Below are 13,732 nucleotides of genomic sequence, written 5' to 3'. Positions count from 1 at the left end.
TCTCCGGACGCACCTTCTCCGGAGCGTTCAGCACCCGCGACACCGTCATCGCCGACACCCCCGCCAGCTCCGCGACGTCTTCCATGACCGCCGCCCTCGGGCGCTCGGCCGGGCTCTCTCCAGGCCGCACCATCGTCATCCCCCGCGTCCCCGCTCTTCCCGATCAGTCGCCCTGAACGAACCCGACAGACTCCGACACGATCCCGGCACAGTCCCGGCACGTTGCCGGGACTGCCGGGACCAGCGGACGGTGCGAGCGCCGACGGCGATCACCGGCGGGACGCGTACCGAAAAGGAACGTTCCGCCTGGCGACCGCGCGCTTCACACCATCCACCCGATGGTACCGTTAACAGCTCGGCTTCCCTGGTCGTGACCCCTGCGCCGGCCCGCCGCGCAACTCCGCGCGGGCGAGCCAGGTGAGGGCGGTCAGGAGGAGGGCTGCCCCGCCCACCTGTACGGCGGTCATGCGCTCCCCCAGCAAAACGACGCCTGCGACGGCCGCGACGAGGGGTTCGAGCAGAGAGACGACCGACGCGGTGACCCCGCCCACGACGCCCAGACCGGTGAAGAACAACCGGTACGCGAGCGCGGTCGGCACGATCGCCAGATAGCCGAGGAGCAGCACGCTGGTCGTCGTGTGCCCGGTGGGCAGCAGCCCCCCGCCCACGGCGAGCGGGAGCAGGCACAGCGCTCCCCCGGCGAAACCCCACACCGCCACCCCCTCCGCGGGCATACGGCGCGTCACGAGGGTGACGAAAGAGTAGGCGGCCGCCGACACCAGGCAGTAGCCGACGCCTGCGGGGCCGGCCGGGGCCGCTCCGCCCGTGAGCATGGCCAGCCCGGCGAGTGCGAGACCGGCGCAGGCGAGAGCCGTACGGCCCAGCGGCTCACCCTGGAAGATCCGGCCGCCGGCCGCCACCAGGAGCGGGGCCGACCCCATGGTGATCATCGTCGCGACCGCGACGCCGGTCTCGGCGATCGCGGCGAAGTAGGCGGCCTGACACACCGCCATGGCCGGGCCGACGAGCAGCACCGCCCGCCAGGAAGGGCGGCAGCGCGCGAACACGAGCAGCAGTGCCGCCCCGCAGGCGAAGCGCCAGAAGGACACGGCGACGGGGCTCAGCCGGCCCGCGTCGTGGAGCATCGCCCCCGCCGCGCCGCCGGTTCCCCAGGCGGCCGCGGCGGTGGACACGTGGACAAGGCCCTGCCGTACGGACAGGGCTGGAGCATGATTCATCGACGTCTCTCCAGTGAAGTGGGCCCGATTCCCGTACGCGGGCAGGGGCCACCGGCCGGGCCTTCCAGACCCGGCTCACCGGATGACGCCGCCCGCTATCGGGCGGGCGGCGGAGAGACGATCATTGGCACGCGGGCCACACTAGCGGGCTCTCCCGAAACACGGCATCGGCTTTTCCGGCATTTGGGGGGTGCCGGTGCGCACAGCCGGACATCGAAGTCGTAGTCTTGGCATCGTGACAGCCCGAGGCGAGGTCAGGTCGCCTCGGGCTGTCCGCTGTCCGGCCCCCCGATAGTGCGGCGTAGTGCGGCGGCCGGTAGGCAGCGCGGCGGCGCGGCTCAGGACCCCGCCGGCACACGTTCCAGGAAGGCGAGGACGCGCGACCACGCGTCGGCGCAGGCCTCGGCCAGTTCCGGCCGGCCGAGTTCGAAGAAGCTGTGCGGGGCTCCCGGATAGGTGACGAACTCGTGCTCGACTCCCGCGCCGTCCAGCGCCTCGTCGAACGCCTTCACCACCTCGGGCGAGATGCCCTCGTCCGCGCCGCCGAACAGTCCGAGGATCGGCCCGCGCAGTTCACCGGCCAACTGGGTGGGGCCGGGATTGCCGAACAGCGTGTCCGGATATCCGTACAGGCCGACGACGCCCCTGAATCCGAGTTCGGGGCGGGCCGCCAGGAACGCCAGCCTGCCGCCGAAGCAGAACCCGAGCGTGACGACGTCCTGGTGCCCCTCAGCCCGCAGGCACCGCGCCCCGGCGGCGATGTCGGCGAAGAGGGTGTCCTTGTGCGCCTTGCCCAGGTGCTCCATGAAGGGGAAGCCGGCCGGGCGCGGGCCGGTCCCCGCCGTACGGCCGAAGTAGTCGATCGCCAGCGCGGGATGCCCCTGCTCGGCGAGCCGTCCGGTCAGCTGCTCGTAGAACCCCGAAAGGCCCCGGTTGTCGGGGAGGACGAGTACGGCGGCACCGGCGCGTTCTCCGGGACGGGACAGGAAAGCCGCGAATTCCGCTCCGTCGCCCGAGGTCAGGACGAGGCGCTCGGACGACGTGGTCGTGAGCGAAGCACCGTGAACAGGGGGTACGGCGTCGGCGTCATAGCACACGGGCGGGCATCCCTTCATAATCAAATGAACGACGCCCGAAAGGCTATATTATTACTGCTCAATCATATCACGACAAAATAAATTACCGATAATTCTCTAATATCGGCATCATAACGAGAAGAGGCCCACCTCCCTGTCCCTCGGGAGATGGGCCTCTTCGGACGACCCGCGCCTAGATGACCGGGCCTGGATAACCGCGCCTAGATGACGCGCCTAGATGACGGGGCCGGGCGTGTCCCGCGGCGGCAGAGGTCCGCTGCCGGGGAGCGGGCCCGTACCGGGCGCCGGCGGGATCGGACCGCTGCCGGGTGCGGGCAGCGGCGTCTCGCGGGGGTAGTCGGGGTTCACGGTCTGGGGCGGCATCGGCTCGCCGATGTCGTAGCCCGTACCGGATCCTCCTCCGGAGAAACCTCCGGAGCCCGTTCCGTCCTGCTGGTGCGGGCCGGGCACGTCACCGCGCCAGGCGCCGGTCTCGCCGCCGCGCGACTCGATGAAGGTCTTGAAACGCTCCAGGTCGCCCTTGACGCGCATGCGCACGAGCTGAAGAGCGTCCGCCGCCTTCTCGAGGAAGCCCTCGGGGTCGTACTCCATCTGGAGGGTGACGCGGGTGGTGGCGTCGCCGAGCCGGTGGAACGTGACGACTCCGGCCTGCCGCGGCGTGTCCAGTGAGCGCCAGGCCACGCGCTCGTCGGGGTGCTGCTCGGTGATCTCCGCCTCGAACTCCCGGCGGACTCCCGCGATCTCGACGACCCAGTCGGTACGTGTGTCGCCGATCTGCTTGACCGACTCGACGCCTTCCATGAACTCCGGGAAGCTCTCGAACTGCGTCCACTGGTTGTACGCGGTACGGATCGGGACATTCACATCGATGGACTGTTCGATCGAGCTCATGCCTCCTCCTTCTCTCGTGGGCTACACGACAAGCCCTGCCCTCTGAGGGCTGCCTAAACCCGGAGGCGGGAAGCCCCCTCGGCGCCCGCGTCCTCCAGCGTCCGGTCGCCGCCCGCGTACCAGCCGGTGACGACCTGTACGGCGAGCGCGGCGAACAGCAGGCCGAACGGCAGCGCCCAGCCACCGCTCACCTGGTGGAGGAGGCCGAACGTGATCGGGCCCGCGCCCGCGATGAGGTATCCGGCGCTCTGCCCGAAGGCGGAGAGGGCGGCGGTGCCCGGCGCCGTCCGGGTCCGCAGCGCCAGCATCGCCAGCGCCAGCGGGAACGTGCCGCCGCCGAGCGCCACGAGGATCGCCCACGCCCACATCGCGTGCCCGGTCAGCATCCCGGCGAAGCCGGCCGCGTACAGGGCGGCGAAGGCGACCACCAGCGGGCGCTGCCCGGACAGGCGGGTCGCCAGCGTGGGCACCACCATCGAGATCGGGATGCCGAGCCCGGTGAACACGGCGAGCACCACCCCGGCCTGGCCGCTGGTGTAGCCGTTGTCCTGCAGCAGCAGCGGCAGCCAGCCGAACATGACGTAGGCGATGAGCGACTGCGACCCGAAGTAACCGGCCACGGCCCAGGCGAGCCTGCTGCGCAGGAGGCTCTCGCCCGCCGTCCGGGCGGGGGTGCTACGCCGCTCCGGCTCACCGCGCCTGAGCGCGAGCCACGGAATCGCGGCAACGGCGGCCAGGGCCGCCCACACCCCGAGTGCCACGTGCCAGTTGCCGCCCGCGGCCTGCTGCACCGGGACGGTGGCCGCGGCGGCCACCATCGTCCCGGCCGCGAGGGCGGTCGAGTAGACGGTCGTCATGGCGCCGGACCGTCGCGGGAAGTGCTTCTTGATCAGCGTGGGGATGACGACGTTGCCGACCGCGCCGCCCGCCAGCGCGACCGTGCTGGCGGCCATGAACGGCGCCGCCGAGTCGACGAGGGAGCGTACGGCCTGGCCCGCGGCGAGCAGCACGATCGCGGTCAGCAGCAGCCGGTGCTCGCCGATCCTCCGGGACATGGCCGGCGTCAGCGCCCCGAACAGGGCGAAGCTCACCACCGGCAGCGTGGTCAGCAGCCCGGTCATCGCGCCGGACAGGCCGAGCCCGGTGCTCACCTCGTCGAGGACGGTGCCCACGCTGGTCACGGCGGTGCGGAGGTTCAGTGCGGCGAGGGCGATGCCGCCGGCGATGAGCCACGCCATCGATCCGCCCGGCGCTCTCCACGCGGCTCTCCACGGAGCCTCGCCGGTGGCCCTTCGCGTGACGACGGCACTCATCGCCGCAACATCTCCCCTCATCCAGTCATCCTACGTTTAACACCCTACCAAAGGCCTCAAACTCCTCGTTTGTTCCCGGTTCCTGGAGTAGTCCTGAAAAGGATCGTCAGCGGCGGACGCCGCGCAGCAGCCACAGCAGGCCGACGACGGGCAGCACCAGCGGCACGAAGCCGTACCCGCTGCCGTACCCCGACCACACGGTGGCGTGCGGGAAGGCGGCCGGGTCGGCCAGGCTGAGCGTGCCGACGACCAGCACGCCGGCCAGCTCGACCAGGCAGGCGGCGAGCGCCACACGGGCGGCGCCGCGGGCCAGCGCCACCGTCAAGGCGATGTAGACGACCGCCGCGAACGCCGACAGCGCGTACGCCAGTGGCGCCTCGGCGAAACGGGTGGCGATCTGCACGGCGGCGCGGGAGGTCGCGGCCAGCGCGAAGACGCCGTACACCGCCACGAGCACCCGCCCGGGCCCGGACCGTACGGCCGCGTCGCTCACGGGACCATGCTCCAGACCTGCAGCAGCCGCCCGGTCATGACGGCCACGGTGAACGCGGCCACGGCGATGACCCCGGGGCCCCAGCGGGTCCGCTCCGCCCGGCCCCACCACACCGCGGCGGGCGGGATCACCACGGTCCCCGCCAGGTATCCGACGAAGGTCGCCTTCTCCGCGACGCGCCCCATCCCGGCGAGGGCGAACCCCGCCTGCGCGAGCACGGCGATCTCCAGCAGCCCCAGCCCGATCAGCAGCACCGGCCCCATCGGCCGGTTCCGTACGGTGGTGACCACGGCGGCCAGCGCCAGCAGCAGGGCCGCGCCGATCAGCCAGCCCGAGTAGGCGCCGTTCATGCCGTGCTCAGGGGGTGGGCGGACAGTGGAGGCATGGCCAGAAGGCTATCGGCCCGACCGCCCACCCCCTCGCGCGGCCCGGTCCGCGCTCAGCAAGGGCTCTAGCTCTGCCGGGTCTCCGCGAGCAGCAGGTCGACCGCGTCCTCGGCTCTGCCGTTGACGGCGTACGCCCCCCGCTGGCGGGAGGCGGAGCTGCCGCGGAGCAGGGCCTCGTTGGCGAGCTCCGACACGATCTCCCAGTCGCCGAGTTCCTCCAGGGTCGGCCGCAGCTCCTCCAGCATCCACGCGACGAGCCGCGGCGCCGGCGCCGGCCGGCTGGTGACGGGCGACATCAGCTCGCCCTCCAGCCCGTCGCGGGCCGCCCGCCAGTTGGCCGCCCGCAGCAGCGCGAGACGCTGCTCCCCGACCGGCGGCTCACCCCGCTCCACGGCCTCGATCTCCCTGCTCATGAGGGCCCGGAAGAGCCCGGCCAGCAGCACCACGTCGTCCGCCAGGGGGCACGAGTCGCAGACGCGCATCTCCACCGTCGGCACGTGGGCGCTGAGCCGCAGGTCGTAGTAGATCATGCCGGCGTCCTTGATCACGCCGGAGGCGACCAGGTCCTCTGCCGTCCTGTCGTATTCGGAGGCGTCGGCGAACGGACCGAGCGGCCCGGCCGTCGGCCACCGCTGCCAGGTCAGCGCCCGGCTGCTGGCGTACCCGCTGTCCTCGTTCATCCAGAAGGGCGAGCTGGCGCTGAGGGCCAGCAGCGGCGGAAGCCACGCCTCGACGCGCTGCGCGGCGAGCACCGCCACGTCCCTGTCGTCGATCTCCACGTGCACCTGCGCCCCGCAGATGAGCTGCTCCTCGGCCAGGAACCGGTAGGACTCCGACAGGTAGCGGTAGCGCTCCCCCGGGGTGAAGGTGTAGCCCTCGATGCCGGTGTTGGGGGTCGTCCCGGCGGCGATGACGCCCACGCCCAGCGGCTCTCCGGCCGCGACCAGCGCCTGGCGCAGCCGTACGATCTCGGCCCGTACGTCGCTCAGGTCCTCCATCGGGGTGCTGTTGGTCTCCACCACCGATCGCTGCAACTCGGCCGAGAACCCCTCGTCCGGCAGCCGCTCCAGCATCGACTCCGCCAGCGGCGTGAGACGCCGGGACTGGAGGTCGACGACAAGAAACTCCTCTTCAACGCCGACAGGCCGTCTCTTCATCATGGCCGGGTCACTACCCCCGTCACGGAAAGTAGGCCTGGCCTGCGCGGAACGGCGGGAAGCCGGGGCCACCACCGCCCCGTCCTTCCGACCCCGCCGTTTCCCCGGTACGCCGAACCTTTTCCATGGATGATGGCTCTCATCGGTAGGGGCCCGACATTTCCACTAGGGGGGAAGGAACCGACATGCCGGTCAACCTGTCCAACGGAAAGCCGCTCGCCTGGGATTCGGCGAAACTCGACGCCGACACCAAGGCGATGCTCGACAACCTGCAGCCGAACATCCTGCAGGCGCACGTGCGCGAGAGCATGTCCCTGCTGCTCGTGCATTTCGGCGACGGCGCGGACGGCAGGCGGTTCCTGCGCTCCCTGGTGCCGCTCATGAAGTCGGCCAGGAAGCACCTTGAGGAGGTGCGCGAGTTCAACCGCTCGAAGAAGCGCGGCACGCCGTACGTCGGCGTCGGCATCAGCAAGCTCGGATATCTCAAACTGGGCGAATCAACCACTAAATTCACCGACAACGCGTTCAAGTCGGGGATGAAACGGCGCAAGGACACCTTGAGCGACCCGGCGGTCGACGCGTGGGAGAAGCACTACCAGGGGGAGATCCACGCGATCGTGCTGATCGGGGACGCCACGCCCGAGCCGGTCGCCGCGACGCGCACGCGCGTCCTCGCGCTGCTGCCGAAGACCGCGAAGATCCTCGGCGAGGAGACGGGCGAGGGCCTGCGCGACGCCCAGGGCCGGGGCATCGAGCACTTCGGCTACGTGGACGGCCGCAGCCAGCCGCTGTTCCTCGCCGACCAGGTGGCCGCCGAGTCCGGCACCAACTGGAACCCGTTCTTCCCGCTGAGCCACGTGCTCGCCGCCGACCCCCTCGCCCCGCACCCGAGCCGTCACTTCGGCAGCTACCTCGTGCTGCGCAAGCTGGAGCAGAACGTCCGCGCGTTCCGCGAGGCCGAGGAGGCCCTCGCCGACGCACTCGGCTTCAAGGGGGAGGACCGGCCGCTCGCCGGCGCGATGCTCGTGGGCCGGTTCCGCAACGGCACGCCGCTGCGACTGCACGGCAGGCCGAGCGCCGAGGGCCACCCGGTGCAGAACGACTTCAGCTACCGCGACGATCCCGGGTCCAGGTGCCCGGTGAGCGCGCACATCCGCAAGGCCAACCCCCGCGACTCCCGTGACGGCGGGCTGGAGCGCGCGCTCGGGGTCATGATGGCCCGGCGCGGCCAGACGTACGGCAGGCGCACCGACAGGCCGTGGGACGACGCGTCCCCGGCGACCAGGCCGACCGGCGGCGTGGGCCTGCTGTTCATGGCGTTCAACTCCAGCCTGCAGTCCCAGTTCGAGTTCACCCAGCAGAGCTGGGCCGACGAGCCCGGCTTCCCCGCCGAGGGCACCGGCCACGACCCCGTGATCGGCCAGGGCAGGCGGGACGTCAAGGTGCGCTTCCCCACCGAGTGGGACGGCAAGAAGCTGAGCGCCCCCCGGCAGCAGGTTCCGCAGACGGTGACGATGAAGGGAGGCGAGTACTTCTTCATGCCGTCGCTCGCCTACCTGAAAGGCCTGTGACGCCCGGCTGAGTCACCAGCTGAGTGACCGCGCACCCGAGTGGGTGGAGCTATGGGGACTCGAACCCCAGACCCCCTCCATGCCATGGAGGTGCGCTACCAGCTGCGCTATAGCCCCTTGCCACCGCTCCGAGTCCTCCCGGCGCGGCGCTCGGAGAGCATATATCCATGCCCTTCCGTTTACCTAATCGTCACCGGTCACCCGCGTAGCACCGGTAACAGGCGTATCAGCCGTCCGCGGTGGCGGCGGGGCTGTCGTCGCTGCTGACCGGCTCAGGCAGGGTGCCCGCGTTGTGCTCCATCAGGCGCCATCCCCGGCGGCCCTCCTCCAGCACCGACCACGAGCAGTTGCCCAGGCTGCCGAGCGCCGACCACAGCTCCTGCGGCAGGCCGAGCAGGCGGCAGATGCCGAGCCGCAGCGCGGCGCCGTGCGAGGCGATCACCAGCGGGCCGTCGTCGCCCAGGCGGCCCGCCCAGCGCTCGACCGCCTCGGCCACCCGGTCGGCGACGTGCGTCACGTCCTCGCCGCCCGGCGCCTCCCACGCCTCGTACTCGACCGGCCAGCCCGCCCTGATCTCGTCGCGGGTCAGGCCCTCCCACTCCCCGCCGCCGCGCTCGCGCAGGTCCTTGTCGACCATGACGTCGAGGCCGGTGATGCGGCCGAGCGCGGAGGCCGTGTCGTAGGCCCGGCGGAGGTCGGAGGCGACGAGCATCGTCGGGCGCAGCGACGCGAGCAGGGAGGCCGCCCGGGCTGCCTGGGCGATCCCCGTCTCGTCCAGGGCGATGTCGGTGTGCCCCTGGAAGCGCTTCTCCACGTTCCACAACGTCTGCCCGTGCCGCAGGCAGACCACACGGCGGCCCATCACGCCGCCCCGGTGCCGGCGTCCGTCACGGGTTCGCCCCGCGCCCACGCTGGGCGGCGACCCGCCGTACGCTCTCCGGCAGCTCGATGGACGGGCAGTCCTTCCACAGGCGCTCCAGCGCGTAGAAGGCGCGGTCCTCCTCGTGCTGCACGTGCACCACGATGTCGAGGTAGTCGAGCAGGACCCAGCGGCCCTCCCGCTCGCCCTCCCGGCGTACGGGTTTGGCGTCGGCCTCGACGCGCAGCCGCTCCTCGATCTCGTCGACGACCGCGCGGACCTGCCGGTCGTTGGACGCGGAGCAGAGAAGGAAGGCGTCGGTGATGACGAGCTGTTCGCTCACGTCGTAGGCGATGATGTCGTCGGCCAGCTTCTCGGCGGCGGCCTCGGCCGCCACCCGCACAAGCTCTGCCGCTCTCTCGGATGCTGTCACGATTCGGTTCTGTCCTCCGTTGACGGGCTCTTCAAGGGTGCACAGTCCGCGGCCCCCGTACAACCCGCTTTTCCGTGGAGACCCTACCGTCACACCCTGTCGATACCGGAGTTATGCCCGGGATCGGAGCTTCAACGTCCTCCCGGGCCCGATGATTCCGCCGGAGGGACGCGTGCGGCCCCGCGCCCGTACGGGTGCGGGGCCGCATCGGACAGGTCGCCCGCGGACCACGCGGGCCGGCCGTCAGTGCCCGTGACCAGGCCCGTGATGAGGCTTGGTGTGCTTGTGCTGCTGCTGGTGCTGCTTCGGCTTCTTGTGGTGCTTCCTCGGCTTGTGAGGCTTGGTCGGCTTGACGTGCGGCACCCGCTGCGCCTGGCCGGATCCGGTGCCGTGCCCTGTGCCGTGTCCCGTGCCGTGTCCGGTGCCGTGTCCCGTGCCGGTGGTCGTCACCTGGGCGGGAGCGGCCGAGCCGGCCGTGGCGGCGGCCGTACCGCTCAGCAGCGCGGCCCCTCCCACCACGAGCGCGGAGCCGAGAACTGTCGCGACGGCGAGCCGCATCGATTTCGGGTGCATGGTCCCTCCTTGCGCCCGGTCAGGGCTGGGACGGGTCTGGCGACCAGGCAGGTCCTGGACCGCGGGAACGGACCGCGCGCCTTCCCCGAGCCGGGTCGGGGGACGGCATTCCTCCGGCGACATCGCGCCTTACGGCCGTACTCCGATCCTGTATCGCCGGACCCGAAGGTTTCCAGGGGAGTTGGCGCAAGCCTGCCCGGCGGTCTCGGACCATTTGACCGCGCAGAGTGATCCGGCGGGCGCGGGGCGCCGACGACCACGCGTCCCTTGCCCGCCCGTTGGCGGCCCCGATGGCGCCCGGCGATTCAGCCGGCCGGGTCCCGGTACAGGCGGCGCTTGTTGATGTACTGCACGATGCCGTCGGGGACGAGATACCAGATGGGCTCCCCGGCGGCCACGCGGTCGCGGCACTCCGAGGAGGAGATCGCCAGGGCGGGGATCTCGACCAGGCTCACCTTCCCGGCCGGCAGGCCGGGGTCCTGCAGCGGGTGACCGGGCCGGGTGCAGCCGACGAAGTGCGCGGTGTCGAAGAGCTCGCCGGCGTCGCGCCAGCTCAGGATCTGCGCGAGCGCGTCGGCGCCGGTGATGAAGTAGAGATCGGCGTCCGGTCCGTACGCGGCGGCGATGTCGCGCAGCGTGTCGATCGTGTACGTGGGCCCCGGCCGGTCGATGTCCACCCGGCTCACCGAGAAGCGGGGGTTCGACGCGGTCGCGATGACGGTCATCAGATAGCGGTCCTCGCTGGAGGAGACACGCTGGTCCGCCTTCTGCCACGGCTGCCCGGTCGGGACGAAGACCACCTCGTCCAGGTCGAAGTGGTGCGCCACCTCGCTCGCCGCCACCAGGTGGCCGTGGTGGATCGGGTCGAACGTCCCGCCCATCACGCCCAGCCGCCGGATCTCCGTCCCGTTTCGCATGGAACGGACCTTAACGTCCTCGCCCGGCCGGCCCGTGAACCGGCCTCCTCGGACGCCGTCAGGGCTCCTCGCGGCGTCCCGCGCGCGTCCGCCCCCTGAGACATAGCATGCGGGACATGACCACTCCCGATCGCAATCGCGTGCAGCTGCCCGGCATCAGCTCACGAGCCTACGAACATCCCGCCGACCGGTCCGCGCTGGTCGCGATGCGTTCGCTCTCCGGGTTCGACGCGGTGCTGAAGCGCACGTCCGGCCTGTTCAGCGAGCGCAGGCTCCGCCTGATGTTCCTCGCCTCCGCCGTGCGCACGACCGACACCCAGTTCCGCGCCCTGTACGACATGGGCCGCGACAGCGCCTACATCCTCGACCTGCACCGGATTCCCGAGATCTACGTGCAGCAGGACCCCAAGGCGTACGCGATGGCGATCGGTTTCGACGAGCCGTTCATCATCGTCTCGACGGGCCTGCTCGACCTCATGGACTCCGAGGAGCTGCGCTTCGTCGTCGGCCACGAGACCTCCCACATCCTGTCGGGCCACGCCGTCTACGGCACGATGCTCGCGATCCTGACCCGGCTGGCCACGCGGGTGGCCTGGATCCCGCTCGGCTACATCGGCCTGCGGATCATCGTCGCGGCCCTGGAGGAGTGGCAGCGCAAGGCGGAGATGTCCGCCGACCGGGGCGGCCTGCTCGCCGGGCAGGACCCCGACGCCGCGCTGCGCGCGCTCATGAAGCTCGCCGGCGGCTCGCGCCTGCACGAGATGAACATCGAGGCGTTCCTCGACCAGGCCAGGGAGTACGACACCGCGGGCGACGTCCGCGACGGCCTGCTCAAGGTCCTCAACATGCTCGGCACGACCCACCCGTTCGCCGTGACCCGGGTCGCCGAACTCGACCGCTGGCGCCGCGACGGCGAGTACGACCGCGTCCTCGCCGGCGACTACCCGCGCCGGGAGGACGACGCCAACGCCCGGCTCACCGACGAGATCAAGGCCGCGGCCAACTCCTACCGGGAGTCGTGGGCGCAGTCGCAGGACCCGTTCATCGGCGTGCTGCGCGACGTCGCGGAGGGCGCGGTCAACGCGGGCGAGCGCATCTTCAACCGCTTCGCCCGGCGGGAGAACTGACCCCGGCCCGGCTGCTCAGAAGAAGTAGGAGACGGCGCGTACGGCGGCCGCGCACAGCGGCACGAAGCCGCCGAGCACGGCGAGCGCCCGCAGGCCCTCCCGGCGCAGGCCCGGAATGGCCCCGCCGGCGCGCTCGATCTCCCGCCCGACGAGCCCGCCGCTGACCACTCCGAAGGCGACCCCGGCGATCGTGACCGGCACCACCTGAGACCACCAGTCGGGGTCCAGGCGCGCGCCGGAACCCACCCAGATCGCCGCGAACGCCGCCGCGGCGGCCGGCAGGCCCGGCCACACGACGGCCGACAGCGCCGAGCCCGACAGGGTGAGGGGGAACAGCAGCACCCGCAGGAAGGTGCGTCCCCGGCCGGGCCGGCGTCGTCGCACCAGCCAGTGGCTCGTCCAGATCGCCCTGGTCACGACGGCGAACACCGCGGTGATCACGAAGGTGGCCAGCGGGTAGATCACCGCCGTCACCACGCACGGCACCGCGAGGAGCGCGACCAGGACCAGCGCCGCGTTCCCGGTCGGGATCCCGAGCGCCCCCTCGGGCGCGGCCGGGCCGGTCGCCGACTTCGCCGCCGTCTTCGCCTGGGTCCGCGCCGCGGTCCTCACCGGCGTTCTCAAAGGGCTTCTCAACGGTGGCCGCACCGGGGACCGTGCCGTCCCGGTGCGGGCGGCGGCCTCCGCGGAGGCCCGGACCTGCACGGCCGGGCCGCCCGCGCCGTTCTCCCGGCCGTTCTCCCTGGCGCGCTGCGGGGCGGGCGGCCCGGCGCCGCGGTCCGGCGGGTCGACGGCGACCCGCGCGAGCCTGGACAGGCGGTCGGCGAGCAGCGCGGCGGTGGGACGGCGGGAGGGGTCCCGGTGCAGCGCCGCACGCACCAGCGACAGCAGCGCGGGGGGCACCCCCACGAGATCGGCCTTGCCGTTCAGCACGGCGTACATCTGCGACTCGGCGGTGCCCCGGCCGAAGGTGGGCCGCCCGGTGGCCGCGAACGCGACGGTGGCGGCCCAGCCGTGCACGTCGGCGGGCTCCCCCACCGTCTCGTCGGAGAACACCTCCGGCGCGCAGTAGCCGGGCGTGCCGAGGAACGTTCCGGTCATCGTGACCCGCGTCGCGTCGAGCACCTGGGCGATCCCGAAGTCGATCAGGACGGGCCCGTCCTCGCCGAGCAGCACGTTGGCCGGTTTGACGTCGCGGTGCACGATCCCGCCCGCGTGGATGATCGCCAGCGCGGCGGCGAGCCCCTGCGCCAGCGTGATCAGCTGTGGCTCCTTGAGCGGGCCGCCGCGCCGTACGGCGTCGAGCAGGTTCTCCCCCTCGATGTACTCCATCACGAGGTACGGCCGGTCGCCCGACAGGTCCGCGTCGAGCACCTGGGCGACGTACGGGCTCTCCACCCTGCGCAGCGCCCGCACCTCGCGCTCGAGGCGTAAACGCGCGTCCGGGTCGTGCTCGATGGGGTCGCGGAGCATCTTGACCGCGACGCGGTCGCCCCGGCGGCCGTCGGCGAGGTACACCTCGCCCATGCCACCCCGGCCCAGCCGCTCCAGCAGCGTGTAGGGGCCGACCCGCCCGAGACGTCCAGCCATAGGAGCGCCAACCATAGCGGGCCCGGAGCCAGAATCGGCGGAGGCGCGCCGATGACCCGATACAAGCGAACACCAACCGGCCCACAA

Annotated in this window: 15 protein-coding genes and 1 tRNA gene; 2 read left to right on the top strand and 14 right to left on the bottom strand. The window is 71.8% G+C overall.

Features of this window, described 5'->3' with window-relative positions; genetic code table 11:
• The 8 genes from HHX40_RS37435 to HHX40_RS34940 all read right to left on the bottom strand — a co-directional run.
• A partial coding sequence (locus tag HHX40_RS37435) for a LacI family DNA-binding transcriptional regulator (RefSeq protein WP_259403175.1) occupies positions 1-85 on the bottom strand: 85 nt, incomplete at its 3' end.
• 262 nt (positions 86-347) lie between these two features.
• A complete protein-coding gene (locus tag HHX40_RS34970) occupies positions 348-1,238 on the bottom strand; it encodes a DMT family transporter (RefSeq protein WP_182883966.1) in 891 nt (296 codons plus the stop codon).
• A gap of 338 nt (positions 1,239-1,576) precedes the next feature.
• A complete protein-coding gene (locus tag HHX40_RS34965; RefSeq protein ID WP_310738413.1) occupies positions 1,577-2,335 on the bottom strand; it encodes a dienelactone hydrolase family protein in 759 nt (252 codons plus the stop codon).
• Between the two features lie 213 nt (positions 2,336-2,548).
• Positions 2,549-3,226: an SRPBCC family protein gene (locus HHX40_RS34960; protein ID WP_182883964.1), complete on the bottom strand. Its 678-nt coding sequence runs from the start codon at positions 3,224-3,226 to the stop codon at positions 2,549-2,551.
• A gap of 53 nt (positions 3,227-3,279) precedes the next feature.
• Positions 3,280-4,464 (bottom strand): CynX/NimT family MFS transporter, encoded by a 1,185-nt coding sequence (locus HHX40_RS34955; RefSeq protein WP_259404180.1) that lies wholly within the window; start codon positions 4,462-4,464, stop codon positions 3,280-3,282.
• Positions 4,465-4,645: 181 nt separating this feature from the next.
• Positions 4,646-5,032, bottom strand: a complete 387-nt coding sequence (locus HHX40_RS34950; protein ID WP_117408880.1) for a hypothetical protein — start codon at positions 5,030-5,032, stop codon at positions 4,646-4,648.
• Positions 5,029-5,382 carry a hypothetical protein gene (locus tag HHX40_RS34945; protein ID WP_117408879.1) on the bottom strand — a complete coding sequence of 118 codons (354 nt, stop codon included), beginning with the start codon at positions 5,380-5,382 and terminating at the stop codon, positions 5,029-5,031. Before HHX40_RS34945 ends, HHX40_RS34950 begins: the two co-directional genes overlap by 4 nt.
• 101 nt (positions 5,383-5,483) lie before the next feature.
• The gene (locus HHX40_RS34940) at positions 5,484-6,578 is read right to left on the bottom strand and encodes a carboxylate-amine ligase (RefSeq protein WP_182883963.1); all 1,095 of its coding nucleotides are present in this window, start codon (positions 6,576-6,578) and stop codon (positions 5,484-5,486) included.
• A gap of 182 nt (positions 6,579-6,760) precedes the next feature.
• Here HHX40_RS34940 and HHX40_RS34935 point away from each other — a divergent pair, with 182 nt between their 5' ends.
• A complete protein-coding gene (locus HHX40_RS34935) occupies positions 6,761-8,146 on the top strand; it encodes a Dyp-type peroxidase (protein WP_182878061.1) in 1,386 nt (461 codons plus the stop codon).
• 44 nt (positions 8,147-8,190) lie between these two features.
• On the opposite strand, the gene HHX40_RS34930 is transcribed toward HHX40_RS34935, so the two are convergent.
• The 5 genes from HHX40_RS34930 to nadD form a co-directional block, all read right to left on the bottom strand.
• Positions 8,191-8,263: transfer RNA gene (locus HHX40_RS34930), tRNA-Ala, on the bottom strand.
• Between the two features lie 109 nt (positions 8,264-8,372).
• Positions 8,373-9,008, bottom strand: coding sequence for a histidine phosphatase family protein (locus tag HHX40_RS34925; protein ID WP_117408876.1), 636 nt, complete (start codon positions 9,006-9,008; stop codon positions 8,373-8,375).
• 25 nt (positions 9,009-9,033) lie between these two features.
• Positions 9,034-9,438: a ribosome silencing factor gene (gene rsfS / locus HHX40_RS34920; RefSeq protein ID WP_117408875.1), complete on the bottom strand. Its 405-nt coding sequence runs from the start codon at positions 9,436-9,438 to the stop codon at positions 9,034-9,036.
• A 243-nt stretch (positions 9,439-9,681) separates the two neighbouring features.
• Positions 9,682-10,011: a hypothetical protein gene (locus tag HHX40_RS34915; RefSeq protein WP_182883962.1), complete on the bottom strand. Its 330-nt coding sequence runs from the start codon at positions 10,009-10,011 to the stop codon at positions 9,682-9,684.
• A gap of 305 nt (positions 10,012-10,316) precedes the next feature.
• On the bottom strand, positions 10,317-10,928 hold the full coding sequence (gene nadD, locus HHX40_RS34910) for a nicotinate-nucleotide adenylyltransferase (protein ID WP_117408873.1): 612 nt from the start codon (positions 10,926-10,928) through the stop codon (positions 10,317-10,319).
• Positions 10,929-11,035: 107 nt separating this feature from the next.
• Between nadD and HHX40_RS34905 the strand changes: the two genes are divergently transcribed.
• Positions 11,036-12,055 (top strand): M48 family metallopeptidase, encoded by a 1,020-nt coding sequence (locus HHX40_RS34905; RefSeq protein WP_396700260.1) that lies wholly within the window; start codon positions 11,036-11,038, stop codon positions 12,053-12,055.
• Positions 12,056-12,070: 15 nt separating this feature from the next.
• Here the strand turns inward: HHX40_RS34905 and HHX40_RS34900 are convergent, their stop codons facing one another.
• Complete coding sequence (locus HHX40_RS34900) at positions 12,071-13,645, bottom strand: serine/threonine-protein kinase (RefSeq protein WP_182883961.1); 1,575 nt, start codon at positions 13,643-13,645, stop codon at positions 12,071-12,073.
• Positions 13,646-13,732: the final 87 nt, after the last annotated feature.

The sequence above is a fragment of the Microbispora sp. H10949 genome (assembly GCF_014161435.1).
Taxonomy (GTDB): Bacteria; Actinomycetota; Actinomycetes; order Streptosporangiales; family Streptosporangiaceae; genus Microbispora; species Microbispora triticiradicis.
The sequence above is the reverse complement of the archived record's forward strand: the minus strand, read 5'-3'. Positions and strand labels throughout refer to the sequence as shown.

Excerpts from the sequence above, each read along its gene's own strand:
- HHX40_RS34960 (WP_182883964.1), bottom strand. The coding sequence starts at position 3,226 with ATGAGCTCGATCGAACAGTCCATCGATGTGAATGTCCCGATCCGTACC.
- HHX40_RS34905 (WP_396700260.1), top strand. The coding sequence starts at position 11,036 with ATGCGGGACATGACCACTCCCGATCGCAATCGCGTGCAGCTGCCCGGC.
- HHX40_RS34940 (WP_182883963.1), bottom strand. The coding sequence starts at position 6,578 with ATGATGAAGAGACGGCCTGTCGGCGTTGAAGAGGAGTTTCTTGTCGTC.
- HHX40_RS34945 (WP_117408879.1), bottom strand. The coding sequence starts at position 5,382 with ATGAACGGCGCCTACTCGGGCTGGCTGATCGGCGCGGCCCTGCTGCTG.
- HHX40_RS34925 (WP_117408876.1), bottom strand. The coding sequence starts at position 9,008 with ATGGGCCGCCGTGTGGTCTGCCTGCGGCACGGGCAGACGTTGTGGAAC.
- HHX40_RS34955 (WP_259404180.1), bottom strand. The coding sequence starts at position 4,464 with ATGGCGTGGCTCATCGCCGGCGGCATCGCCCTCGCCGCACTGAACCTC.
- HHX40_RS34915 (WP_182883962.1), bottom strand. The coding sequence starts at position 10,011 with ATGCACCCGAAATCGATGCGGCTCGCCGTCGCGACAGTTCTCGGCTCC.
- HHX40_RS34970 (WP_182883966.1), bottom strand. The coding sequence starts at position 1,238 with ATGAATCATGCTCCAGCCCTGTCCGTACGGCAGGGCCTTGTCCACGTG.
- nadD (WP_117408873.1), bottom strand. The coding sequence starts at position 10,928 with ATGCGAAACGGGACGGAGATCCGGCGGCTGGGCGTGATGGGCGGGACG.
- HHX40_RS34900 (WP_182883961.1), bottom strand. The coding sequence starts at position 13,645 with ATGGCTGGACGTCTCGGGCGGGTCGGCCCCTACACGCTGCTGGAGCGG.
- HHX40_RS34935 (WP_182878061.1), top strand. The coding sequence starts at position 6,761 with ATGCCGGTCAACCTGTCCAACGGAAAGCCGCTCGCCTGGGATTCGGCG.